Source organism: Coprococcus sp. TM115-187 (assembly GCF_027679115.1).
Lineage (GTDB): Bacteria > Bacillota > Clostridia > Lachnospirales > Lachnospiraceae > Allocoprococcus > Allocoprococcus comes.
The window spans coordinates 1-22,259 of sequence record NZ_JAQEKS010000032.1; the positions used below are offsets into that span (position 1 = coordinate 1).

The following is a 22,259-nucleotide window of genomic DNA, read 5'->3' on the forward strand; positions in this document are numbered from 1 at the left end:
CCGAACGGTACGCACGGTGGTGTGAGAGGACGGCGGTTAGTCACCGCCTCCTACTCGATATATGATGAGCTAAATGCAGAGCAGGACAGATTTGTGCATGCACAAGAATCTGGTCAGATCTGTATTTGGCGAATGTACGACAGTGAGCTGTTAAGCAAGTTGCTGTACATTCAGGCAGGTGTCAGTCTGCCTGATTATCGGGATGCATTGGTTGTAAAAGCATTGGAAATAGAGTATAATATTTTCAGCGTTTTAAATAGATTTATTGATATGAATTTTGAGAATAGGAGGATGGCATATGAAGGGAAGTATGAGTACTGATTTAGGAATCATCACGATCGATCCGGAAGTGATCGCAAAATATGCAGGATCTGTAGCAGTTGAATGTTTTGGAATTGTCGGTATGGCAGCTGTCAGCATGAAAGATGGTCTGGTAAAACTTTTGAAAAAAGAAAGCCTTACAAAGGGAATCCAAGTTGGAATCTCTGATGAGAATAAGATTACACTTAATTTTCATGTGATCGTAGCTTACGGAGTAAGTATTTCAGCAGTAACAGACAATCTGATCAGCAACGTGAAGTATAAAGTTGAAGAATTTACAGGTATGAGCGTCGATAAGATCAATATCTATATCGAAGGCGTCCGCGTGATCGACTAATTAAGGAGGAACTTGTTGTGGCAACAAAGAGTATCGATGTAGAACTGCTTGCGAAGATGTTTCTTGCAGGCGCACAGAATATAGAAGCAAAAAAGGAATATATCAATGAACTGAACGTGTTCCCTGTGCCGGATGGTGATACAGGAACCAATATGTCTATGACAATTATGGCGGCAGCGAAAGAAGTAACTGCACTGGAAGGCATGGATATGGCTTCTCTTGCGAAGGCAATTTCATCCGGTTCTCTCCGTGGTGCAAGAGGTAACTCCGGTGTTATTCTTTCTCAGCTGCTTCGTGGATTCACAAAATCCATCAAGACGGAAAGTGAAATTGATGTACCTGCACTTGCAAGAGCAGCTGTACGTGCAAAAGAGACAGCATATAAGGCTGTTATGAAGCCGAAGGAAGGTACGATTCTTACCGTTGCAAAAGGAGTGGCTGAAAAGGCTCAGACACTTGCAGAGGAGACAGATGATCTGGAAGAATTTCTCCCGAAGCTGATTGAAGAGGCAGAGACTGTTCTGGCAAAGACTCCGGATATGCTTCCTGTATTAAAGGAGGCAGGTGTTGTAGATTCCGGCGGACAGGGACTTCTGGAGGTGCTGCGCGGGGCATATGATGCATTCCTCGGCAAAGAGATTGACTATAGTGCACTTGCACCGACTTCTCCGGCTGTTAATGCAACAAAGGTTGAAAATGAGAGTACAGTGGATATCAAATTTGGTTACTGTACCGAATTTATTATTCTCCTGGACAAAGAATTTACAGAAAAGGATGAAGTAGAATTTAAGGCTTATCTGGAATCGATTGGTGATTCTATCGTATGTGTAGCTGATGAAGACGTTGTTAAGATCCATGTTCATACGAATGATCCGGGACTTGCAATCCAGAAAGCACTTACTTATGGACAGTTATCCCGTATGAAGATTGACAATATGCGTGAAGAGCATCAGGAAAAGTTGATTAAAGATGCGGAAAAGCTTGCAGCAGCCCAGAAAGAGAAAGAAAAAGCCAAAGAGCCGCGTAAAAAAGTCGGATTTATTGCTGTTTCGATCGGAGAAGGATTAAATGAAATCTTCAAAGAACTTGGCGTGGATTATATTATCGAGGGTGGTCAGACCATGAACCCGAGTACGGAGGATATGCTGACAGCGATCGATCATGTAAATGCAGACTATATTTACATTCTTCCGAATAATAAGAATATCGTAATGGCTGCAAATCAGGCGCGTGATCTGACAGAAGACAAGGATATTATCGTAATTCCGACAAAGACCGTTCCGCAGGGAATCACAGCAGTTCTGAATTACAATGCAGAAGAAGATGTGGATACAAATGAAGAGACGATGCTGGAAGCGATCAAATGTGTAAAGACAGGTCAGGTGACTTATGCTGTCCGTGATACCCACATCGATGATAAAGAAATCCATGAAGGTGATATCATGGGAATTGGTGATGCAGGTATCCTTGCAGTTGGCAAGTCTGTCGATGGTACTACAAAGGACATGCTGGCACAGCTGGTAAATGATGATTCTGAACTGATCAGTCTCTATTATGGAGAAGAAGTTTCCGAAGAAGAAGCAGAAAAGCTGACAGCAGAGATTGAAGAATTATATCCGGATATGGACGTAGATGCACACATGGGCGGACAGCCGATTTATTACTATGTGTTGGCGGTAGAATAGGCTTATGAATGAGCAGTCAGAAATCCGTAACCTGAAAGGAATCGGGGCAAAAACCGAGGAACTGTTTCACAAGATGGGAATTTTTACCATCGGCGATCTGCTCCGTTATTATCCCAGAGGATATGATGTATATGAAGAGCCGGTAAGCGTAGGAGAGCTGGAAGAAGGAAAGATCAGCACGGTAAAAGGTGTGATATACGGAAGGGTACAGGTTGGAGGAGGAAAGCGTATGCAGATTACGACAGCATACGTAAAAGATCTGACTGGTACTTTGAAGGTGATCTGGTTTCGTATGCCGTTTCTGCGTAATACATTGAAGCAGGGAATGCCGGTTATCATAAGAGGACGGGTAGTTTCAAAAAAGGATCAGCTGATTATGGAGCATCCAGAGTTATTTTCACCACCGGATAGTTACGATAAAAAGTGTGGAACTCTTCAGCCAATTTATCCGTTAACTGCCGGTATGACGAACAATGCGGTAGCAAAAGCGGTTAAAGGTGCAATGGAATATCTGGATCTCGTCTCTGATGATCTACCGAAAGATCTGCGCCTTCGATATCATCTGGCTGAGTATAACTATGCGATCCGCGGGATACATTTTCCACTGGATAAGGCAGAATTCTACCATGCAAGAGAGAGACTTGTATTTGAAGAATTTTTAGTTTTCGTGCTTGCTCTTCGCAGGACGAGGGAGCGAAATGAGCGTGCCGAAAACGGATTTGTGATAAAAAGGCGGTCGGAAATCGACCGCTTTCTTGCAAATCTGCCATATGAACTGACCGGAGCACAGAAGAGAGTCTGGGAACAGATCCAGGAGGAGATGTGCGGAAAGCTAGTGATGTCACGCCTGATCCAGGGGGATGTTGGCTCTGGTAAGACAATAGTAGCGCTTCTGGCTCTTCTTCTGGCGGCACTGAACGGTTATCAGGGCGCAATGATGGCTCCGACAGAAGTTCTGGCCAAGCAGCATTACGAATCAATCATAGAGATGCTGGAAAAGTATCAGATTCCGGTGAAAACCGAGCTCTTGACCGGGTCGATGACAGCAAAGGAAAAAAGGGAAGCTTATCAGAGGATTGCTGCGGAAGAAGTGCAGATTGTTCTGGGAACCCATGCGCTGATCCAGGAGAAGGTGGAATACCAGAATCTGGCACTTGTTGTTACCGATGAACAGCACCGATTTGGTGTCCGTCAGAGAGAGGCACTTGCCGGGAAAGGACAAATTCCTCATATTCTTGTAATGAGTGCGACACCGATTCCTCGAACACTGGCAATCATTTTATATGGAGATCTGGATATTTCGGTGATTGATGAACTTCCGGCAAACCGTCTGCCAATCAAGAACTGTGTGGTGGATACCAGTTACCGACCGACTGCTTACCGCTTTATGCAGAAGCAGGTCGCCGAAGGAAGACAGTGCTATGTGATTTGTCCGATGGTAGAAGAGAGCGAGGCAATGGATGCAGAGAATGTTCTTGACTATGCGCAGCTTCTGCAAAGTGAGATGGGTGACAAGATCCGGATCGCTGCACTTCATGGGCGGATGAAACAGGCAGAAAAAGACGAGATCATGGGAGCATTTGCAAAGAATGAGATCCAGGTCCTGGTGTCGACAACAGTTATCGAGGTTGGTATCAATGTGCCGAATGCTACGGTGATCATGGTGGAGAATGCTGAGCGTTTTGGGCTGGCGCAGCTTCATCAGCTCCGCGGGCGCGTAGGACGTGGCAGACACCAGTCCTATTGTATTTTTATGAGTGGTTCGAAGACGAAAGAGACAAAAAAACGACTTGAGATCCTGAACAAATCCAATGATGGATTTTTTATTGCGAATGAAGATCTGAAGCTTCGGGGACCAGGAGATCTTTTTGGAATCCGGCAAAGCGGATTAATGGATTTCCGAATCGGAGATGTGTTCCAGGATTCGGAGCTTCTGAAAAAAGCGGGAGAAGCATCGGGGGAAATCCTGAGGGAAGATCCACTGTTAGAAGGCGAAAAATATAAACTGCTTGGTGAAAAGCTTGCGGCATACATTTCGGGAAACAATCTGGAAACGACGTTGTAGATAAAAAGATAGTGGGCAAATTGTTCTGCCCACTATCTTTTTATTCATAAAACCAGTAAATAATAAATTTGTTAAGGGATGCTTCTTCACTGTATGAATAAGAAACCTGCCAAAGTCCATATAGCTCACCCAGGTATCCTGCACCTTCTTCCATGAGGGTTTCGTGCATTTCATCCACGACCTCCTGATAGACTGCATCATCTGACATTTTAAATATCGTATAAGCCTCCTGGCTCTCAATCGATCTGTCGATCACTTCTCGCAACATACCAGGCTCATAGGTATCATAATACATGCCGTTCAGCTGATAATAATTCAGATTTTCAGACTGACATGACGGATATACATAATCCGTGCTGATCATATGTGTTTTTTCTAGCTCTTTTTCACTGCAGCAGAGATAATCGTAAGCAATCAGGTTCGGTATCTGATAGCCATTATCTTCGCCGAGAAAAATCGGATCTCCCCAGGTTGCATCTACATAATAATACTGACCATTGCACTGAACAATATTCCATGCATGGTCTGCGACGCCTCCATTTGGATCTGTAGTCTGTCCGGTTACATAGATACAGTAAATACCCAGTTGTTGCAGCAGATACTGGCAGCTTTTTGCATAGCCGGCACAAACCGATCTTTTTCCGACAAGAGCACTGTAAATATTCTGGTTATCCGGTGCATCAAGATCATAATCTACGTTATTTATGAGATAGGTGTAAATGTATTTTATCTTTTCGTATTCATCTGAAAGGTCTGAAATGCCAGAAAGACAGGTGGCTCTTGCCGATTCAATCTCCTGATTCCGTTGTTCTTTTTCTTCTCCCTCATAAAGATAATTGGGTTCTATTACTACATATCGGCTCTGTCCTTCAGACTGAGAATATTCTGTGGAAGTTGCATTTCCATCACACCAGAAAATTTCCGGTCTGTCATTTAACACATTCTGAAATACTTCATTTGCAGTATTCGCGTTGCTGCAATGCAGATAAATTTCTTTTTTATTTTCCTGGATACCCTGAAGAATTTCCCGGTAAACCGTTTGCTCTTCATCAGAAAGCTGTTCATAGTAGAATTCTCCGGTAGCCTCTGCATCCGTAATTTTTTCCTGTTCATAAGGAACTTCTTCCGGCGCGGAACTTTCTGCTTTCGGAGTGGCTGACATTTGTCTGCCGATCAGGATTCCTCCGGATATAAGACAGAGACAGCCAAGTCCCAAAAGAATGAACGAAAAAAATTTCCCTGTTTGATGCATCTTTTTTCGCATAATCTATTTAATTCCTCCAAATACTCATCTGTATGTTTCATCATAACATACCCTTCATTTTTGCACAACACGGACATTTTTTACATATAATGTTTCTGACAGTATAAAAAGCCTTGAGGATATCAGATATGAGATTTTTGAAAGCCATGCAGACTTCTGATCGGGGAAATTTGCAGATACAGATTACTTCGTCTGTTGATTCTTTTCCTGTTCCAGATGCGTCAATCCGTATTTCCTATACAGGTATTCCTGAAAACACACTGGAAGAACTGACAACTGATAGCTCCGGACAAAGTGAAACCATTGAGCTTGACGCACCGCCTGTGGAGTATAGCCTGGATGCAACAAATGAAGAACAGCCATATGCGGAATATACCCTGGAAGTAAACGCTCCGGGATTCGAGCCGGTCAACATCGCAGGAACGGAAATACTGGCCGGTGTGACGGCAATTCAGAAGATTCGTCTGCGTCCACTTGTCGCGGAAGACCAGACCCCGGAAATCTTTGTGATTCCTGCACATACTCTGTACGGTGTGTATCCGCCGAAAATCCCGGAAAACGAGATCAAGCCGGTAAACGAAACCGGTGAGATTGTGCTAAGCAGAGTTGTTGTGCCGGAATACATTGTTGTTCACAATGGCTCACCACGCGATTCTACCGCACAGAATTATTATGTAAAATATAAAGATTATATCAAAAATGTTGCTTCCAGTGAAATCTATGCAACCTGGCCGGAAAATACGATCCGGGCAAATGTACTGGCAATCATGTCTTTTACGCTGAACCGGGTTTACACCGAATGGTATCGCAATCAGGGCTATGATTTCACAATTACATCTTCTACGGCTTTTGATCACAAATGGATTCCGGAACGGAATGTTTTTGACTCCATTTCTACAGTGGTGGACGAACTGTTTGCAGATTATCTTTCCAGACCGAATGTAAGGCAGCCGATTCTGACACAATACTGTGACGGAAGGCAGGTTCAGTGTCCGAACTGGATGACCAAATTGTCACAACCTATAAAGTAGCCGGAAAGCCCGTAAATACGTGGGTTTCCGGCATTATGAGTGGTATAAAAAGAAATGAATTTTCAGAGTATCGGATTCCCGATCGTAAACAATCTTATCTATAATCTGCTTTAAAGCTTCATTTTTCTGGACAAGAGAGTAAGAATCAGAAACCAGAATATCATGGACGGAGCTTACTCGATCCAGCATTTTAGGAGTAGGATCATCCAGAATCTTATCCGGCGTATTTTCTTCCAGCTCTGCAAGCTGCCGTTCCAGAGAGTCTCTTTCTTTGGCAATCAGAGCTTTATTTTCTTTATATTCTTCCAGTGTATCAATACCCTCTCTGTATGACGCACGTATCCTGTCCTCTTTGCCTTTCAAACTGGCAAGGCGTTCACTTATAAGGGTACGCTCATTAGAAAGCTCCTGTGGGCGAATTTCGCGCATTTCATAAACAATCAAATTGGAACCAAGAGCTTCTTCTAATGCTTTCAGGACTTCCTTTTCGATCACCAGAGAGCTTACACCGTGTGGTTTATCACATTTTCCTTTGCTGTATCCGTAGCAGGAGAAGTACGCATATTTTTCCCCGTTGGCTCGCTCCATGGTCGTAGCGGTCAGTGTGCGCCCACATACCGGGCATTTCAGCAGTCCGGACAGCCAGTGCTTATATGTAGAAGAGGGGCGCTTTCCAACCGGTTTATAGATCTTTTCCAGGCGTTCCTGGGCGGCATCGAAGAGTTCTTTACTTATAATCGCCTCCTGCATTCCGTCAGCAATGATCCACTCGTCCTGGTCTTTGATCCGGTTGGTGGCGTTTTCCATCCGGTTCCATCGGATCATACCGCAGTAGGATGGATTTTGAATAATATATTCGATACTGCGCCGTTCAAAAGCTTTCCCGTGGGACGTTTTCAGTCCGAGAGAGTTCAAATACCTGGCAATATCAAAAAAATTCATTTTTCCATTTACATATTTATCAAAGATCATACGGACAATCGCAGCTTCTTCCGGAACGATAACCGGAGGCTTGCCACGTTCTATAACTTTATAGCCAAGTGGCGGTCTTGCCTGGTATGCACCGCGGGTAGCGTTTTCTTTCATGCCACGGAATACCTCGCCGGATAAGCGAATGGAGTAGTATTCATCCATCCACTCTATGATACGTTCGATCAGAGAGCCGAACGGACCGTCTGTCAGTGGCTCGGAGATACTGATCACATCTACATTATGTTGCTTCTTTAAAAGAGATTTATACACAATGGACTCTTCCTGATTCCGGGCGAACCGACTGAATTTCCATACCAGGATGCAGTCAACCGGATGATCGGGACCTTTGGCCAGACCAATCATTTCTTGAAATCCGGGACGTTTATCGGCTTTTCTTCCGGAGATCCCGAGATCCGTGAAGATCTTCAGGATTACAATATTATTTTTGGCTGCATAATCCCGGAGGAGATGCTCCTGGGAATCCGGAGAGATTTCTTCCTGATCGTGCGTGGATACACGGATATATCCGTATGCATATTTTAGGCTCATTGTATCAGCTCCTTTGTATTTTATGTAAAAAAGGGTACAAAAATAACAGCCCGAGAACTTTTGTTCTCTTGCGTGGCTGCTCCGGAGATGATACAATATTATTTGGAATTTGGTATCTCTTCGGAGAACTTAATAGAAACATATTGGCGTATGTTTCATCGCTCGACCGTTCCTGTTGGCGCAGGAGCGGTTTTTTTTATTTATTTCAGCAGATCGGCAATACGGATCTTTAAATCATTGTAGATTCCCACGCTGATTTCTTCGTCAAAAGAATATTGCGTAGAATCTTCTGGCTCACCAAAACAGTAGACTTGGACGATCCGTGTCATTGGATTGACAATCCAGTATTCGCGGACACCGGCTGTACGGTACTTAAATAATTTTGTAAGGTAATCCATGCGCTGGCTGCTTGGCGATACAATTTCAATGATGAAATCAGGAGCGCCGTTGCATCCTCTGTCGTTCATTTTGTTTGGATCACATATTATGGAGATATCCGGCTCAACATAATTATAATTATCCTGATTAAGAAAAACAGCAAATGGAGCAGGATAAACCTCACAGGAACCACTATTTGATTTAATGTAGTTTCTGATGGTTGCAGATAATTCCATTACAAGTTTCTGATGCAATGGACTTGGTGGAGCCATATTGTAGATCTGACCATCGATCAGCTCGGCACGCTGTCCATCTGGAAGAAGATAGATATCTTCAACGGTGTAAGTGTTTGGTTTTGGTAATGGCATGTGATCACGTCCTTTCAAAAAAAGAAATTATTTTGTTGATGTATACAAAAATTCGGCATATAATCATAGAAAAGGAAGGAGGAAAGATAATGAAAAAGAAGCTATTACAATATCATGAAAAGATAGATATGGTTTCCGCAACTATTTTATTATATTGTCTTCTTGTCCTTGTGTTAATTCCTATATTTGATTTTATAAGCAATGAATGGTTATATGCTAGTATCATATTGATAATTCCTTGCATTGTAGTATCAAGCAAAAAAAATCGTATTAGATTTAATAAATTACTCCACTGCATCTTCGGTTTCAGAAGATAATTTTTGATGCGATTGAGCATCAGCAATCATGGTTGGAGTTACTTTCTCTCCGTTTAAGATAGAGCTAATTATTTCGGGACTTTTAATGTCTAGGTCATTCATCATCTGAAGTAATTCAGTTTTCTTTTTCAATTCAAGTTTATCAGCTTTTTCTTGATGTCCCTTTATGCCATCGGATTCAGAATTTACTGTAAAATCTATATTTCCTGTTTCAGAATCCTTTTTTAAAGATATAGCTAATTTTCCACCATTTATCAAGTTGTTCAATGAAAACATTAACAAAGAAAGAACTACTCCGCTTGCTGTTATACATCCAATAAGTTCGATAATACCAGGAGAGTGTATGTTTAGCTTCACTTCTATATCAGAAGGATCATAAGGAATTCCACATTGCTCTGCAAGAAATTTGGCAGATTCATCCAACGATGTAGAAAGATCAACTAACTCTTTCAAGGTAAGACCATTTGGATGTCCGGCATGCAGTGTTGTATGCAATTTATCACCTTTTGAATAGATGCTATAAATTGTACGATCTATAAATGATGAATACTCGTCCATATTGGAAAGCGCGTGCTGTGAGTTGAAGCCTTTTGCGAGATAAATATCCATTTCACTTTTAGAAATTGTTTTTAAGGATTTTATTCGTCTCCTTTTCTGATATGGACAAGGATGGATCTCTGTTTCAGGGTCGTTTTTTAAGTAATCTTCTACATAGTTTTGAGTCTCGTATGCATCACCAATAACTTCGGCTATAGTGATTTTATCAGAGTTTTTACTTGGAATTAAAATAATGTCTCCCTTTTGGATTTCGAAAACAAATCTCGTTATTTTATTATATATAGCTGTTATTTTCCCTTTGGCAGAACCGTCATCTTCATCGTCATCTTCATCGTCAGGATTGGTTGAGGAAGAGTTTTCATATACTTCTATAAGACGTTTTATAGCTTCTTCAGTTTGATTATTTAATATATTAAGAGTGACATAGTCCCACGCAATTGAAATATACTGATGAAGGATAAAGTCATCATAATAATCACCGCTATTTGTTCGTATAATCCAATAATGTCTTTGCGAAGAAATGTTTGGTATGTTTAGTATCTCCAGTATGTTACTTTCCATAGTAATTTTCCTCCTCATAAAAAGTGTTTCTATATAATCGCATACGCGGTTATACCAATTTCATCATCGATAGCTGTGGTATAAAATACACTACATAATTATCCACCCGTTTACAGATCCCGTATTTATTCCGGTAACATTCAATACATTCTTCCAGAAATTCTTCTGTCACTTCCAGGTATTCCGCAATCTCATATTTATCCTGACATCCATGCTCGTAGGCATTTACAAGTCCGATCAGCCCGATCAGGCGGTTATACCCATGCAGTCGAGCCTGACGTTCCTGTTTCCGGTTGACAGCAGATGTCATATCGAGGATATTTCCGACAGATGTTTCATGGTGTCCGAGTTCTTCAGCTAAAGCACAGGTCTTTTCCGGAATGGTCATGTCTTCTCGGATGGCAATCTTGTTTCCCTTAATTCTTCCGTCACTTCCTTGGAGGGGCTTTTCTTTTACCAGCATTCCATCATTGTAGGCATTGTCTAAAAGTATTTCGTAAGGATTCAACCTAACACCTCCCTAGAAATTTTTATCATCCATAATATCATCATCGTGCTGGTTCATTTTGTCAGTTACTTCTATATCTGTACGTCCATGAGCTGCTTGGACAGTAAGGTCTTCTTCCATTTGCTGGTTCACAAGCAGATTTTTTGAATAGGTAAGGACTCTTTTCTGATTCGGAGAAGAGAGTTTTTCGTATATATCAAGTAGTTCTTTATGCTCTCCGTGAAATTTATACACATTATTCTTAAATTTATCTGCTATTTCTTTCGGAGCTTCTTTTCCGGAGAAATTTGTGTCTATCTGTTCCCAGCCCATTAAATCGCTAGGAGATGTCTGCAGCACATCAGCAAAAGCAAGTATCTTTGACTGAGGCAAGTCTACCAATCCTTTTTCTATTTTTGCAATCATACTTTTATCGGCATAACCTAGTTTAATTGCTAAATCTGTCTGCGTTAATTGCAATTCTAATCGTCTCTTTTTTATGTTTTTATATAATTGAAGCATTTTGCGTACCTCCTTGATTTCAATATAGCACAGGATTGAAAAATATTCAACATTTTTGTAAAAATAGTTGACACACATTCAACCCTATGGTATATTGATACTGTTGAATGAAATTCAACTAGAAAGGAGGGTCGTAGCCTTGGCAGACATCAAACTTTTAAAAGAAAGAATTGCCGATAGCGGAATGACAATCAAAGCCATCTGTAAAAAAAGCGGTATTCTTAGAGAAACATTCTACAATCGTTTAAAAGGTGGAGAGTTTACAGCTTCTGAAATCGTTGGGTTAACAAAGACATTAAAACTTTCAAGGTCTGACAGAGACAAAATTTTTTTAAACGAAAAGTTGAATTAAATGACACCTTAAGGAGGTAATCACAGAAATGGACAACTTACAGATTTTTAATTCAGAAGAGTTCGGAGCTGTCCGAACAGTAACAATCGAGAATGAACCTTGGTTTGTTGGAAAAGATGTAGCTGTATCACTCGGATATAAGGATACATCAGATGCACTGAAGAAACATGTTGCAGACGAAGATAAGCTGACTCGGTGTTTTGCCGACTCAGGTCAGAACAGACAGATGTATATCATCAACGAATCCGGTTTATATGCTTTAATCTTCGGAAGTAAGCTGGAGTCAGCTAAGAGATTTAAGCGCTGGGTGACAAGCGAGGTGCTTCCAGCTATCAGAAAGACTGGTTCTTATCAGAAGCCGCTTACACCACAAGAGATGTTGCGAATTCAGCTTGGTATGATTGATAACCACGAGGACAGAATTACTGATCTTGAACAAAATATGACTATTGATTACGGTCAGCAGATGGCACTTGGCGATACAGTCAGCAAAGTGGTTATTGATGCACTTGGCGGGAAAGAAAGTAATGCCTATAAAGAAATCAGTAAAAAGGTATTTGCGGAATGCAACAGAGATTTGAAGCATTACTTTAATGTCAATGCGAGAAATAATGTTCCAAAAAAGAAATTCGATGAAGCTGTGCAGTATGTAAAGAATTGGCAGCCGTGTACAAATACAAGGATTATGATTCAGGAATGCAACGCCCAGTTATCTATGGAGTGTGATTAAAATTATGAATCAAGATGTAGGCGAGACACAAATCGCAAGAAAGCTTGTTAATCAGTATCCAGAGCTATCTGACCGCATTAGTTTCCGAGGACTGCAAAAGTTAGCACGGAGAGCATTGCTTAGGGGATATTCAGAGAAAATGGTAATGTTCGGGTTAGATACGGTTATCAAAAAAAACTATAAGCGAGACGAATATCACGGAAATGATGCGCTTGATGAGAAACGCTTCATATTGGACGCCGAGTTTCGAGCCGTTATGAAAGGACAGGATGAGACAAAAATATTGTGGTGTTAGTGGAATGGCAGAATAAATGATTGTGTTATTCCAAGCAAAGAGAGGTGAGAAGATGAAAGCAAAAAATATGAAGGCAGAAATTGTAAAAGTAATCAGAACAGACACTGCAGAAGGAAAAGGGACAGAAGAAAGTCCAGTACGCAGCGTGAGAAGATATTGGACTTTAGAAGGAGAACTGATTTCAGAGCAGATATTGATGGGAGAAATAGCTGGGAAGAAAAATTCTAAGGAGTAACTAATTTTAAAGCAGCTTCATATGCCAAATCAGCATCTATAAATGTAATAAAGGCATCGGCAAAGGCTTTTAATTCCTTAAGCGTGTAATCAGGATGCTGTCGTACATAATGGGTTTCATCGTTGCCGAGCCAGGTTGCAGCACGGGCGAGTGTGGTAAGACGATCATCTTTGATGTAATTGGAAATACATGAGCCAAGAGTCGCTTTGAGGATAGCATCCTTAGAAGTTGGAGATTTATGAATGGTATAGTCTTTAACTAAAAATTCAATGGCCTTGCGATAACCAATACCACAAATTTGATCTAATCCCAGTGACTCAGCGAGGGCAGCTTGCTTATAAATAGATACAAAATTTGGGGAAAGCGAAGTAATCGCTTCAGAAAAATTCTGTTCACAGGATTTGACGGGAGAACTTGATGCGTAAATAAAACCATCTCCGTTTTCTTCATCGAATGGGTGTTTGGAAATAAAACATTCATCACAATTTTGACAGTGATTGAAAGTATAAACAATGTCTTCTTCCATATCATCGTGATCAACACATACTGCATAAAGAAGATCTGGAAAAAGAGAAACACCGCAGCAAGGGCAGGAAGAAGATAATTCGACATTTTCATTACGTTTTTGAGAGTCACTTAAATAAGTTGTGTTTATAAGATACTTCATATTGCTTTGTCCTTTCGTTGCTTTTTTGGAAAATTATACCAGACAATAACAGGACAAATCAACAAGTACAATCAGTATCGCATAGTTTAAAGAGAGGTGGTGGATTTGCAACATATTTTTATTGCAGAAATTGATGGAAAAGAAATTGACATGACAACTATGATGCAGGAGGAAAAGCAGAAGGCAGTCATGGAAATGACCAGAAGGTTTGTAGAGCATTTTGGGTACCAGCAGGAGAAAACCGCGTAAGCGGTACCGGTTGGACAAGCAAAGGAGGGATGAGAGATGTTCTATAAGGCGGCGAAGCTATTAAGCAAAACAGCGATTGCTTTTGGGTTTATGTGTATGGTTGGTGGATGTTCGGTAGAACAACAGGAGCTGTTTTACCTGTATGAAGCTCTTGGACTTGCAGTGTTTGCGGTTGGAGCATATGCGCATGAATACTTCCGGATTTTGGAATATCGGAACAGGAAAAGAAAGATAAGGGAGGCGAGGGAGCATGCCAGAAGAGAAGCAGCGTAAGAGCATCAGAGTAGGCGAGATCGATAAGATGATAGCCATACTGGAAAGCTTAGAACGAACAGATAAGACAGCGGACTATCATAAAAGAATGGCAATCGCTTATCTGCAAAACTTTGCGGACCGTTTGGATGATAAGAACATCCGGACAATAAAAGTGCGCCCGGAAGTTGCAGCTTCCAGTGGCGCACATAACAAAAAACTCAACTAAATTATAGGAAAATCGGAGGAAAAAGTCAATGATCAAAGTTGAAAATGGAGTATGTCATATTAAGACATCAAAGGGAATACCGGGATTAACGACAGATTTAGCGGTTATTATTCGGACTATTAAAAAGATACTGATGGAAGGGTGCGATCACAGCGAAACCGAGGCGAAAAAAGTGATTGACCGGGCGGTGGAACTTGGCCTTGCAGCAGATGCGGAACTTGAATCGGAAGCGTTTAAGGTAGTGGGAGAATTTCTGACAATGCTGATGAATAATTCGTCTCTTTAGAGAAGGATGTGTACCTAAAGGGGGCGTGATGATGGAAAAGAAACCATTGATTATTCGGTGCTCTGATGGGTGGATCTACGGCTTGTTCGGTTATTACGAGGAAGCGGTAGAAGTGGCAGAACAGCATATAGACGGAACAGAACATACATATATCATCATATGAAAAGCGTGAGGAAAAGATGGAACCTTATAAAATCTATGATTTTGAAGATGAAAAAGCCTGGCTGAAGGGGCGGTTAAACGGAATCGGCGGAAGTGATGCAAGTGCTGTGGTTGGAAAGAACCCATACAAAACAAACATTGAGCTGTTTGAAGAAAAGACCGGCAGAAGGATTGCACCAGACATTTCAGAAAAGCCTTATGTGATCTATGGGAAAGAGGCGGAGCAGTTCATCAGGGAGCTGTTCCGCCTGGATTATCCACAGTATCAGGTCACACACCATGAATTCCGGATCTTGCAGAGTCTGGAGTATCCGTTCATGCAGGCTTCTCTGGATGGGGAGCTGGTTGATCAGGACGGCCGGAAAGGGATTCTGGAGATTAAGACCACCAACATCCTGCAGTCCATGCAATATGAGAAATGGAAGGACCGGATCCCGGATAACTATTACATTCAGGTGCTGCATTATCTGCTTGTTACCGGATATGAGTTTGTTGTCCTCCGGGCACATTTACGGAGTAACTGGGGAACAGACGTCCGGACACAGGTAAAACATTATTTTATTGAAAGAGCAGAAGTCCAGGCTGATCTGGATTATTTGCAGGATGAAGAAATGAAATTTTGGAAGTATGTGGAAAGCGGGCGGAAACCGCCACTGATACTTCCGGAGATCTAAAAAAGAAGGAGGAGCGTATGGAATTACGGATTACAAATCCGCAGGAAAGCTGGCTGACAGAGCAGATCCTGTGGAACAACGAGGAATTAAAGGCTGCGATTGCTGAGAAGGTAAAGGACTATAAGACGATCGTCTACACAGAGGATTCGCTCAAGGACATGAAAGCGGATCGAGCAGATCTGAACAAGCTGAAAAAAGCTTTCGAGGACGAACGGAAGCGTGTCAAGAAGATCTGCATGGAGCCGTACACCAAGTTTGAGCAGCAGGTCAAGGAAATCACAGCTCTGATCGATGAACCGATCGGACTGATTGACTCCCAGATTAGAGAGATTGATGAACGCCGCAAGGCTGCAAAACGGGAAGAGATTGATGAACTGTTTGCGTCCATCGGATTCCAGAGCTTTGTGAAGCTGGACATGATCTGGGATGAAAAGTGGCTGAATGCAACGGTTACGCTGCCAAAGATCGAAGAGCAGATGAAGAGCCGGATGTATCAGATCGGTACGGATGTGGTAACGATCAGCAAGCTTCCGGAATTTAAGTTTGAAGCAATGGAAGTTTACCGTAAGACACTGGATATGAACCAGGCGATTCAGGAAGGACAGAGGCTTGCCGACATCCAGAAAAGAAAACTGGAAGCGGAACGCATGGAGGCAGAGCGGAAAGCGAGGGAAGCGGAAGAAGCAGCGAAGCAGCAGACCGCAGCTGAACAGAAGGAAGAACTGGCAGAAGAGAAAAAAACAGCATCCGAATCTGTACCGGAAGAGGAAGAGCCGGTATTCCAGTTGGATTTCCGTGTATGGGGAACCAGGGAGCAGATCATGGCGCTCCGTGAATATATGTTAAAGAATCAGATTCGATTCGGAAAGGTGGAATAAGACATGGCAGTACAGAACAGTTTGGCAAGACAGGATCAGTCAATGAAGTTATCAGTTTACCTGCAGAACGATGCGGTAAAGAAGCAGATCAATCAGGTCGTTGGTGGAAAGAATGGGACAAGATTTATTTCCAGTATCGTAAGTGCGGTGCAGAGCACACCGGCATTACAGGAGTGTACAAGCCCTAGTATTGTAAACGCTGCATTACTTGGAGAGGCGCTGAATCTTTCGCCGTCCCCGCAGCTTGGACAGTTTTATATGGTTCCGTTCGATAATAAGAAGAAGGGCTGCAAGGAAGCGCAGTTCCAGCTTGGATATAAAGGGTATATTCAGCTGGCAAAGCGAAGCGACGTATATAAAAAGATCAATGTCCTTTCCATTAAGGCAGGCGAACTGATTTCCTATAATCCATTGGAAGAGGAACTGGAAATCAATTTGATTGAAGATGATTATGTCCGAGAGAATACACTGACTATTGGCTATTATGCAATGTTTGAGGAAGTAAACGGATATAGACACAGTATTTATTGGTCAAAACAGAGAATGCTGGCACATGCAGAAAAGTATTCTTTTGCATTTTACAAAAACGGCGGAGCAAAATCGTTAGAATTGCTTGAGGAAGGAAAGATACCGGAAAAGGATATGTGGAAATATTCTTCATTCTGGTTTAAAGATTTTGATGCAATGGCACATAAGACAATGCTCCGCCAGCTGATCAGCAAATGGGGGACGATGAGCATTGATCTTCAGAATGCCATTGATAAGGATATGGCAGTGATCCATGAGGACGGAAAGACAGAATATGTGGATGCAGTGAAGGCGGAAGATGATGGAGTGGTATCCGATCAGGAGTTACAGGAGGTCCAGGAAGACCAGCCGGCAGCGGCAGGAACACAGCAGCCGGATCCGAAGGGTATTGAGGCATCATTTTTTGGATAGATTTATGACATCTCCTTAAAAATAATATATCACACGTAACCTGATAACAAGAAAGCAAGCCGGCATTATGCAGCATCTGTTGTGTAAGTGCCGGCAGAAAGGAAAAAGGGGAATGACATCGGTAATGTTTACAGTTCCGGGCAAGCCGCAGGGAAAAGCCAGGACGCGGACGTATTATAATATATCGACAAAGAAGCACTGTTCCACCACACCGGAGAACACGGTCCTGTATGAGAACTTCATCAAAGATCGGTATCTGCAGATGGCAAAGGGAGCGTTCCTGGAAAGAGAAAAGCCTGTGACGCTCCGGATCATAGCAAGGTATCTTCCACCAAAGAGCGTATCGAAGAAGCGGAAGCTTGATATGCTGGAGGGAAGAGAGCTGCCACTGAAGAAACCGGACATGGACAATATTGTAAAAGTGGTAGCGGATGCACTGAACGGGGTTGCTTATCATGATGATACGCAGATTGCACTGGTTCAGGCAAAGAAATGTTATTCGGCAGTAGAAGGGCTGGATGTGACAGTTGAGGAGTATGCCGGATAAAAAGGAAGGTGGTAGCGTTGAGGGATGATAAATTTCCAAGATGCAGAATTTGTTTTGATACGGCGAGGAAATTACAATCCAAGGATTTCCGTATCCGATACAAAACACTGAGAAATGTATCAGATTACTTTATTTCTAAAGAATCAGTAAGACGGTATATTTTCAAACATAAAGGCAGAAAGTGTTATCTTTGCGGTTCGACAGAAGATTTGCAGATTGATCATAAAATATCGGTTTACAAGGGAGCTCTTGAAGGGATTCCTTATAATGAAATCAATTCATACGAGAATCTGATGCCGATATGCAGAAGGTGCAATTCCGCAAAGAGAGTGGAGGAAGCATAGAAAGTGGCAGGACGACCAAAACAAGGAATTGATTATTCCGGATGGTCGGTTGACATATTCGATGGCGATAAGAAGATAGACAAACTTCTTGATGCAAAAGGATGGAAGGGATTCGGGATCTACTTCTTTTTGTGTCAAAGGGCATATAAAGTAAATGGATATTTTTATGAATGGGGCTATGACGACTGTGCAACGACAGCAAGGCGGATGGGCGGCGGCATCAGTTCCGGTACAGTAAAAGAGACTGTGGATTACTGCCTGCAAGTGGATCTTTTTGATAAAGGGTTATTTGACAGGTGGGGAATCTTGACCAGTAGAGGTATCCAGCGTCGTTTTTGGGCGGTACTATCCGAGCGGCGGAGTAAAACAGTATATGGTGAGTATTGGCTTTTGAAACCCGAAGAATGCAAAGGTCTAGTTAAAGTCAGCTTATTTTCGGATGTGCAACCGACAAATGATGATGTGCAAGGGACAAATGAGGATTCGCTTTATAGAAAGGAAAGTAAAGTAAAGAAAAGTAATGTATATAAGGGCGCTTTCAGCGATTCTTCCCTTGAATCAGCTTTTCAATTCTATCTTCTTGTCCGATCACAGAACTGGGGAGAGATCTCTGATGAGCAAGTAAATGCTTTGAGAGAGGATTTATTATCATTGTCCTCTGATCTGGCTGAACAGAAAGCAATCCTGAATAAAGCTGCAGCTGGCGGATGGAAGAACCTGTATCCGGTTCAGAAGAGAAAGCCGAAAGTAAAGAAGCAGCCAGAGAAACAGGGGAAGTTTAAAAACTTTGAAGAGCGTGAGTATGAGGACATGACAGATCTTACAAGGAAGTTGATGCAGCGATGAAAAAGAAGAATGGGAAACGGAGTACGTTCCTGAGAACTGGAAGCAGGAAGAAACGGAAGATTATTAAGCGTGGGAAGTAGTTGAAAATAATCGAAACAGTACATTGATAATTGAATAGTGGTGGTTGGAATGGTATAATTTTTATATCAAAAATGAAATGGAGAATCATATGAGTTTTTCTGATATTACGCAAAATCTTGCTATTGGAATTGCAGGTGGGATTTTTTCAAGTATTATTGTATCTGTTGTGTTTTATATACTTACAGAATTTAAAGATGAATTAAGACAAGCTATAGATATGACATTACCCTTATACAGGATAGCTGTGGCAAATAAAACTAAAGAGATTAGAGGGGAAATAGCATACAAAGCGCTTGTTATAGATAGTTTCGAGGAAATGGAAGAAAATTTTGAAAATTTCCAGCCTTGGAGATTCAGATACGAATTAAAAACTACTTTGGTTAACATAAACGGTATTTTACAAAATGAGTATATGAATATTACAAAATGGAACGAAGAGGAAGTTAGTGATGTGTGTAAGGATTTGGAAATATGTTTGAATGAATTGGAACATTATGAAAAAAATTTTTACAAATTTTTCATAAAAAGAGTATTTAATAACGGGATAATTCTTTATTCAATAGTAATATTTATGTGCCTCATTATTATTGCTTAGTTAGTTACCAACCATCAATATTCGATGGTTGGTATTTTTATACCTAAAAACAGGCAGAAAGGTTAAAAAATGAGTTGGGCAGATAAGCAGCTAAAGAAATACAAGCTCCGAAAGCAGATAAAAGAGATCATGGATAGTCCGGAGTTCCAAAAGGAACGCCAGAAGGAATTGGATAAACACACAGCAGAGGCAATGAACTGTTTTCTGCTGATCAGTGTAGATTACCTGTACCGGAACTATCATTGCAAGAGAAAAGGAGTTTTGAAATATTTGGAATTTGTTTTACACCAGATGCATTTTACACAGAAGGACGAGGAATATTTCCAGCTGATGAATGATGAGCTGGAGAGGGAAGTTGGTGTGAATGTGCTGGGGACGTTGAAAGGGGAACAAGAAGATGAACAATAACTGGATTTCAACAGCAGATCGACTTCCAAATCAACGGGAGTTCATAGAATCATATGTCAGAAGTGCATATGCAGCGGAGTTTCTGGTCACGATCGAGGGAGCTGATAAGGCAACAACGCTGTATTATTCCCAGACAGGTGTCTGGTTCGATGAACAGGGAGAGCCATATAAGGTTGCGGCGTGGATGCCGCTTCCGGAAGTGTTCAGAGGATAGAAGGTGATAATTTGCAGGAGAAACGAAGCAGAAAAGAGCAGCGGAGGGATAGACAGCAGCATTATGAAGAGTTGGAGAGCCGGCATGATGCAAAGGCGTTGGAGAGATTCAAAAGACCGGCTTACCAGAGCGTAAGTGTTGCGGAATATCTGGCAAGGAAGTATGACATTACAGCGGAGGTGGATACCGGTGGACAAGGGCATTTTGATTGAGTACGCGGATATGAAAGAAGAGATTAAGGATCTGCGCCGGAGAATTGAAAAAATCCAGAAAGAATTGGATAAACTGCATGGACAAATTGTTGTGGATTCGGTATCATGTGGTAAGAAGGGCAAGAAGCCACTTGGCACGGTGAAGATCACTGGCAGACCGGTTGGTGTGATTTCCAGAAAAGAACAGCTGCTGAAAAAGCGGAACAGAAGGCTTGAGGAGCTGGAGGAAGAACTTCTGGAAATGACAATCCAGGTGGAAGAGTACATAGAATCCATTGAGAAGAGTGAGTTGCGGATTATCTTCCGACTGTATTTTCTGGATGATTTATCGTATCCAAAGGTTGCAGATCAGATGAACAAAATGTTCCCGAAACGCCGGATCCGGTACACGGACGAGAATATTAAGAAAAAAATTCAAAGATATTTTGAAAATGTCCCCCAATGTCCCGATAAAAAGTGATAGAGTATAAACTGGAATTGATGAAATGTAACAAGGTAAGGCATTTTTGATGGTTCCTCCTCTGATATTTAAAACCATGAAGAGACACCTGGTGTATATCAAAACAGGTGTCTTTTTTAATTAAAAATATATGCAATTATTGTATTATAAGTGAGTATATAATTAAGGAGGAGCTTTAAGTGAGAATAAAGATTCCATTTGTAGAATTTGAAACAAATAAAGAGTGTCCGTGTAAAGATCAAAATGAATATGAGCTTAAGTTAAGATGCATGAAAGCGAAGATACATAGTATTTATATTGCCAGTATAGCGGCAGGTATTGTAATATGGGCTTTAGCGACAGGACAAGCTAATAGCGAAGAATTTTCTTCATGGATATCATTTGCGAGTACAATTACGTCAATCATTTTATCTGTAATTGCAATTTTTATGAGTATTTCAGGGGAAAATAAAACTGATTTAATGAGAGATAAAATGGAAGAAGCTTCTGGAAAATTAGAAAAGACAGCTAAGGACATTGAAATGGCAAACAAGGAAAGTATAAAGAACATCGTTGAGTTAAGAGAAGAAATGTCTGGATTGAAGAAGGTATTAAAGGATATTCCAAAAGAAACCGTAGAACAGATGCAATATGGGCTAAAAAATGTGGAAGCAACGAATATGAAAAATGGTAAAGGATGGTTGAAATAGTGGAAAATAGATTCGAAGCCAACATTATTCTGTGTGAAAAGATAGAAGGAGAAAATTCACTTAAAGGAATATTTAATAACATTGAAATTGATCAAGGTGATACTACAACATTTGGTATGTGGATATTTTTAGTTGCAGATATAAAAGAATGTAAAAAAGAAACGTTTTTGCTCGATGTTATTTACAAAAGCAATAAAGAAGAGGATTCAATACCTATAAATTTCTTGGGATCTCTAGAAAAAACTTATGAGTGTAGTGGTGTAAACAGAGAATTAATTGTTTTAAAGGAGAATGTAATTGAATTTAAATGGGAAGGAATGTATACGTTAGAAATGAGGCACTGCAAAAAAAGTGTAAATATTAACGAGGCATCATATGAAGAAATGACAGAAATAATTAATGACAGCATAGTTATTAATTCCTTTACATTCAGTGTTGAATTTGAAAAAGATATGTAAATTGTTATAAATAATAGCACCCTCCGGGGTGCTTTTCTAATG

The 22,259-nt window shown here is 41.2% G+C and carries 33 protein-coding genes and 1 pseudogene; 27 read left to right on the forward strand and 7 right to left on the reverse strand.

Annotation, left to right across the window (positions count from 1 at the left end; all coding sequences use genetic code 11):
* The 4 genes from PGW42_RS14480 to recG all read left to right on the forward strand — a co-directional run.
* A partial coding sequence (locus tag PGW42_RS14480; protein WP_270235159.1) for a hypothetical protein occupies positions 1-321 on the forward strand: 321 nt, incomplete at its 5' end.
* Positions 299-658, forward strand: a complete 360-nt coding sequence (locus tag PGW42_RS14485; protein WP_173687587.1) for an Asp23/Gls24 family envelope stress response protein — start codon at positions 299-301, stop codon at positions 656-658. The genes PGW42_RS14480 and PGW42_RS14485, both read left to right, overlap by 23 nt.
* 17 nt (positions 659-675) lie before the next feature.
* Positions 676-2,343: a DAK2 domain-containing protein gene (locus PGW42_RS14490; RefSeq protein ID WP_270203943.1), complete on the forward strand. Its 1,668-nt coding sequence runs from the start codon at positions 676-678 to the stop codon at positions 2,341-2,343.
* Between the two features lie 4 nt (positions 2,344-2,347).
* Complete coding sequence (recG, locus tag PGW42_RS14495; protein WP_270203942.1) at positions 2,348-4,408, forward strand: ATP-dependent DNA helicase RecG; 2,061 nt, start codon at positions 2,348-2,350, stop codon at positions 4,406-4,408.
* Positions 4,409-4,448: 40 nt separating this feature from the next.
* On the opposite strand, the gene PGW42_RS14500 is transcribed toward recG, so the two are convergent.
* On the reverse strand, positions 4,449-5,672 hold the full coding sequence (locus PGW42_RS14500) for a transglutaminase domain-containing protein (protein WP_270203941.1): 1,224 nt from the start codon (positions 5,670-5,672) through the stop codon (positions 4,449-4,451).
* Between the two features lie 128 nt (positions 5,673-5,800).
* Between PGW42_RS14500 and PGW42_RS14505 the strand changes: the two are divergent.
* Positions 5,801-6,682: pseudogene (locus PGW42_RS14505) on the forward strand (carboxypeptidase-like regulatory domain-containing protein); the annotation flags it as partial.
* A gap of 54 nt (positions 6,683-6,736) precedes the next feature.
* Here the strand turns inward: PGW42_RS14505 and PGW42_RS14510 are convergent.
* From PGW42_RS14510 to PGW42_RS14530, 5 genes are all read right to left on the reverse strand, one after another.
* Positions 6,737-8,224, reverse strand: a complete 1,488-nt coding sequence (locus PGW42_RS14510; RefSeq protein WP_270203940.1) for a recombinase family protein — start codon at positions 8,222-8,224, stop codon at positions 6,737-6,739.
* A gap of 200 nt (positions 8,225-8,424) precedes the next feature.
* Positions 8,425-8,970 carry a Uma2 family endonuclease gene (locus PGW42_RS14515; protein ID WP_195253329.1) on the reverse strand — a complete coding sequence of 182 codons (546 nt, stop codon included), beginning with the start codon at positions 8,968-8,970 and terminating at the stop codon, positions 8,425-8,427.
* 284 nt (positions 8,971-9,254) lie between these two features.
* Entirely contained in the window at positions 9,255-10,406 is a 1,152-nt protein-coding gene (locus tag PGW42_RS14520) for a hypothetical protein (RefSeq protein WP_270203939.1), read from the reverse strand.
* Between the two features lie 49 nt (positions 10,407-10,455).
* A complete protein-coding gene (locus tag PGW42_RS14525; protein WP_270203938.1) occupies positions 10,456-10,914 on the reverse strand; it encodes an ImmA/IrrE family metallo-endopeptidase in 459 nt (152 codons plus the stop codon).
* Between the two features lie 12 nt (positions 10,915-10,926).
* Positions 10,927-11,415, reverse strand: a complete 489-nt coding sequence (locus PGW42_RS14530; RefSeq protein WP_211133518.1) for a helix-turn-helix domain-containing protein — start codon at positions 11,413-11,415, stop codon at positions 10,927-10,929.
* Positions 11,416-11,554: 139 nt separating this feature from the next.
* Here PGW42_RS14530 and PGW42_RS14535 point away from each other — a divergent pair, with 139 nt between their 5' ends.
* From PGW42_RS14535 to PGW42_RS14550, 4 genes are read left to right on the forward strand one after another with little or no spacing between them, the layout of a single operon-like run.
* Positions 11,555-11,767, forward strand: a complete 213-nt coding sequence (locus PGW42_RS14535; RefSeq protein WP_227120849.1) for an XRE family transcriptional regulator — start codon at positions 11,555-11,557, stop codon at positions 11,765-11,767.
* Positions 11,768-11,795: 28 nt separating this feature from the next.
* Positions 11,796-12,497 (forward strand): BRO family protein, encoded by a 702-nt coding sequence (locus PGW42_RS14540; protein ID WP_270203937.1) that lies wholly within the window; start codon positions 11,796-11,798, stop codon positions 12,495-12,497.
* A gap of 4 nt (positions 12,498-12,501) precedes the next feature.
* Positions 12,502-12,792, forward strand: a complete 291-nt coding sequence (locus PGW42_RS14545) for a hypothetical protein (RefSeq protein ID WP_270203936.1) — start codon at positions 12,502-12,504, stop codon at positions 12,790-12,792.
* A gap of 52 nt (positions 12,793-12,844) precedes the next feature.
* On the forward strand, positions 12,845-13,027 hold the full coding sequence (locus tag PGW42_RS14550) for a hypothetical protein (protein WP_055157716.1): 183 nt from the start codon (positions 12,845-12,847) through the stop codon (positions 13,025-13,027).
* Here PGW42_RS14550 and PGW42_RS14555 read toward each other — a convergent pair.
* Entirely contained in the window at positions 13,017-13,694 is a 678-nt protein-coding gene (locus PGW42_RS14555; protein WP_270203935.1) for a hypothetical protein, read from the reverse strand. The two genes, PGW42_RS14550 and PGW42_RS14555, sit on opposite strands and share 11 nt — an antisense overlap.
* 105 nt (positions 13,695-13,799) lie before the next feature.
* On the opposite strand from PGW42_RS14555, the gene PGW42_RS14560 reads away from it, so the two are divergent.
* From PGW42_RS14560 to PGW42_RS14640, 18 genes are all read left to right on the forward strand, one after another.
* Positions 13,800-13,943, forward strand: a complete 144-nt coding sequence (locus PGW42_RS14560; RefSeq protein ID WP_270203934.1) for a hypothetical protein — start codon at positions 13,800-13,802, stop codon at positions 13,941-13,943.
* A 36-nt stretch (positions 13,944-13,979) separates the two neighbouring features.
* Positions 13,980-14,216, forward strand: coding sequence for a hypothetical protein (locus PGW42_RS14565; protein ID WP_270203933.1), 237 nt, complete (start codon positions 13,980-13,982; stop codon positions 14,214-14,216).
* Positions 14,194-14,424: a hypothetical protein gene (locus PGW42_RS14570; protein ID WP_270203932.1), complete on the forward strand. Its 231-nt coding sequence runs from the start codon at positions 14,194-14,196 to the stop codon at positions 14,422-14,424. Before PGW42_RS14565 ends, PGW42_RS14570 begins: the two co-directional genes overlap by 23 nt.
* A 28-nt stretch (positions 14,425-14,452) precedes the next feature.
* Positions 14,453-14,710 (forward strand): hypothetical protein, encoded by a 258-nt coding sequence (locus PGW42_RS14575; RefSeq protein WP_270203931.1) that lies wholly within the window; start codon positions 14,453-14,455, stop codon positions 14,708-14,710.
* 28 nt (positions 14,711-14,738) lie between these two features.
* On the forward strand, positions 14,739-14,873 hold the full coding sequence (locus tag PGW42_RS14580; RefSeq protein ID WP_270235161.1) for a hypothetical protein: 135 nt from the start codon (positions 14,739-14,741) through the stop codon (positions 14,871-14,873).
* Between the two features lie 16 nt (positions 14,874-14,889).
* Positions 14,890-15,546, forward strand: coding sequence for a YqaJ viral recombinase family protein (locus PGW42_RS14585; protein ID WP_270203929.1), 657 nt, complete (start codon positions 14,890-14,892; stop codon positions 15,544-15,546).
* Between the two features lie 17 nt (positions 15,547-15,563).
* The gene (locus PGW42_RS14590) at positions 15,564-16,424 is read left to right on the forward strand and encodes a DUF1351 domain-containing protein (RefSeq protein WP_270203928.1); all 861 of its coding nucleotides are present in this window, start codon (positions 15,564-15,566) and stop codon (positions 16,422-16,424) included.
* A gap of 3 nt (positions 16,425-16,427) precedes the next feature.
* Positions 16,428-17,363, forward strand: coding sequence for a recombinase RecT (locus PGW42_RS14595; RefSeq protein ID WP_270203927.1), 936 nt, complete (start codon positions 16,428-16,430; stop codon positions 17,361-17,363).
* A 112-nt stretch (positions 17,364-17,475) separates the two neighbouring features.
* Entirely contained in the window at positions 17,476-17,910 is a 435-nt protein-coding gene (locus PGW42_RS14600; protein WP_270203926.1) for a RusA family crossover junction endodeoxyribonuclease, read from the forward strand.
* Between the two features lie 8 nt (positions 17,911-17,918).
* Positions 17,919-18,254, forward strand: a complete 336-nt coding sequence (locus PGW42_RS16290; protein WP_442872439.1) for an HNH endonuclease — start codon at positions 17,919-17,921, stop codon at positions 18,252-18,254.
* A 3-nt stretch (positions 18,255-18,257) separates the two neighbouring features.
* Entirely contained in the window at positions 18,258-19,100 is an 843-nt protein-coding gene (locus PGW42_RS14605; protein ID WP_270203925.1) for a DUF4373 domain-containing protein, read from the forward strand.
* Between the two features lie 169 nt (positions 19,101-19,269).
* On the forward strand, positions 19,270-19,776 hold the full coding sequence (locus PGW42_RS14610) for a hypothetical protein (RefSeq protein ID WP_270203924.1): 507 nt from the start codon (positions 19,270-19,272) through the stop codon (positions 19,774-19,776).
* Between the two features lie 69 nt (positions 19,777-19,845).
* On the forward strand, positions 19,846-20,184 hold the full coding sequence (locus PGW42_RS14615) for a hypothetical protein (RefSeq protein WP_270203923.1): 339 nt from the start codon (positions 19,846-19,848) through the stop codon (positions 20,182-20,184).
* Positions 20,174-20,398: a DUF551 domain-containing protein gene (locus PGW42_RS14620; protein WP_270203922.1), complete on the forward strand. Its 225-nt coding sequence runs from the start codon at positions 20,174-20,176 to the stop codon at positions 20,396-20,398. The genes PGW42_RS14615 and PGW42_RS14620 overlap by 11 nt, the downstream gene beginning before the upstream one ends.
* Positions 20,399-20,409: 11 nt before the next feature.
* Positions 20,410-20,610, forward strand: coding sequence for a hypothetical protein (locus PGW42_RS14625; protein WP_195196638.1), 201 nt, complete (start codon positions 20,410-20,412; stop codon positions 20,608-20,610).
* Complete coding sequence (locus PGW42_RS14630; protein WP_243014507.1) at positions 20,588-21,070, forward strand: hypothetical protein; 483 nt, start codon at positions 20,588-20,590, stop codon at positions 21,068-21,070. Before PGW42_RS14625 ends, PGW42_RS14630 begins: the two co-directional genes overlap by 23 nt.
* Before the next feature lie 179 nt (positions 21,071-21,249).
* Positions 21,250-21,759 (forward strand): hypothetical protein, encoded by a 510-nt coding sequence (locus PGW42_RS14635; RefSeq protein WP_270203921.1) that lies wholly within the window; start codon positions 21,250-21,252, stop codon positions 21,757-21,759.
* Positions 21,759-22,217, forward strand: coding sequence for a hypothetical protein (locus PGW42_RS14640; RefSeq protein ID WP_270203920.1), 459 nt, complete (start codon positions 21,759-21,761; stop codon positions 22,215-22,217). Before PGW42_RS14635 ends, PGW42_RS14640 begins: the two co-directional genes overlap by 1 nt.
* The last annotated feature ends 42 nt before the right edge of the window (positions 22,218-22,259 follow it).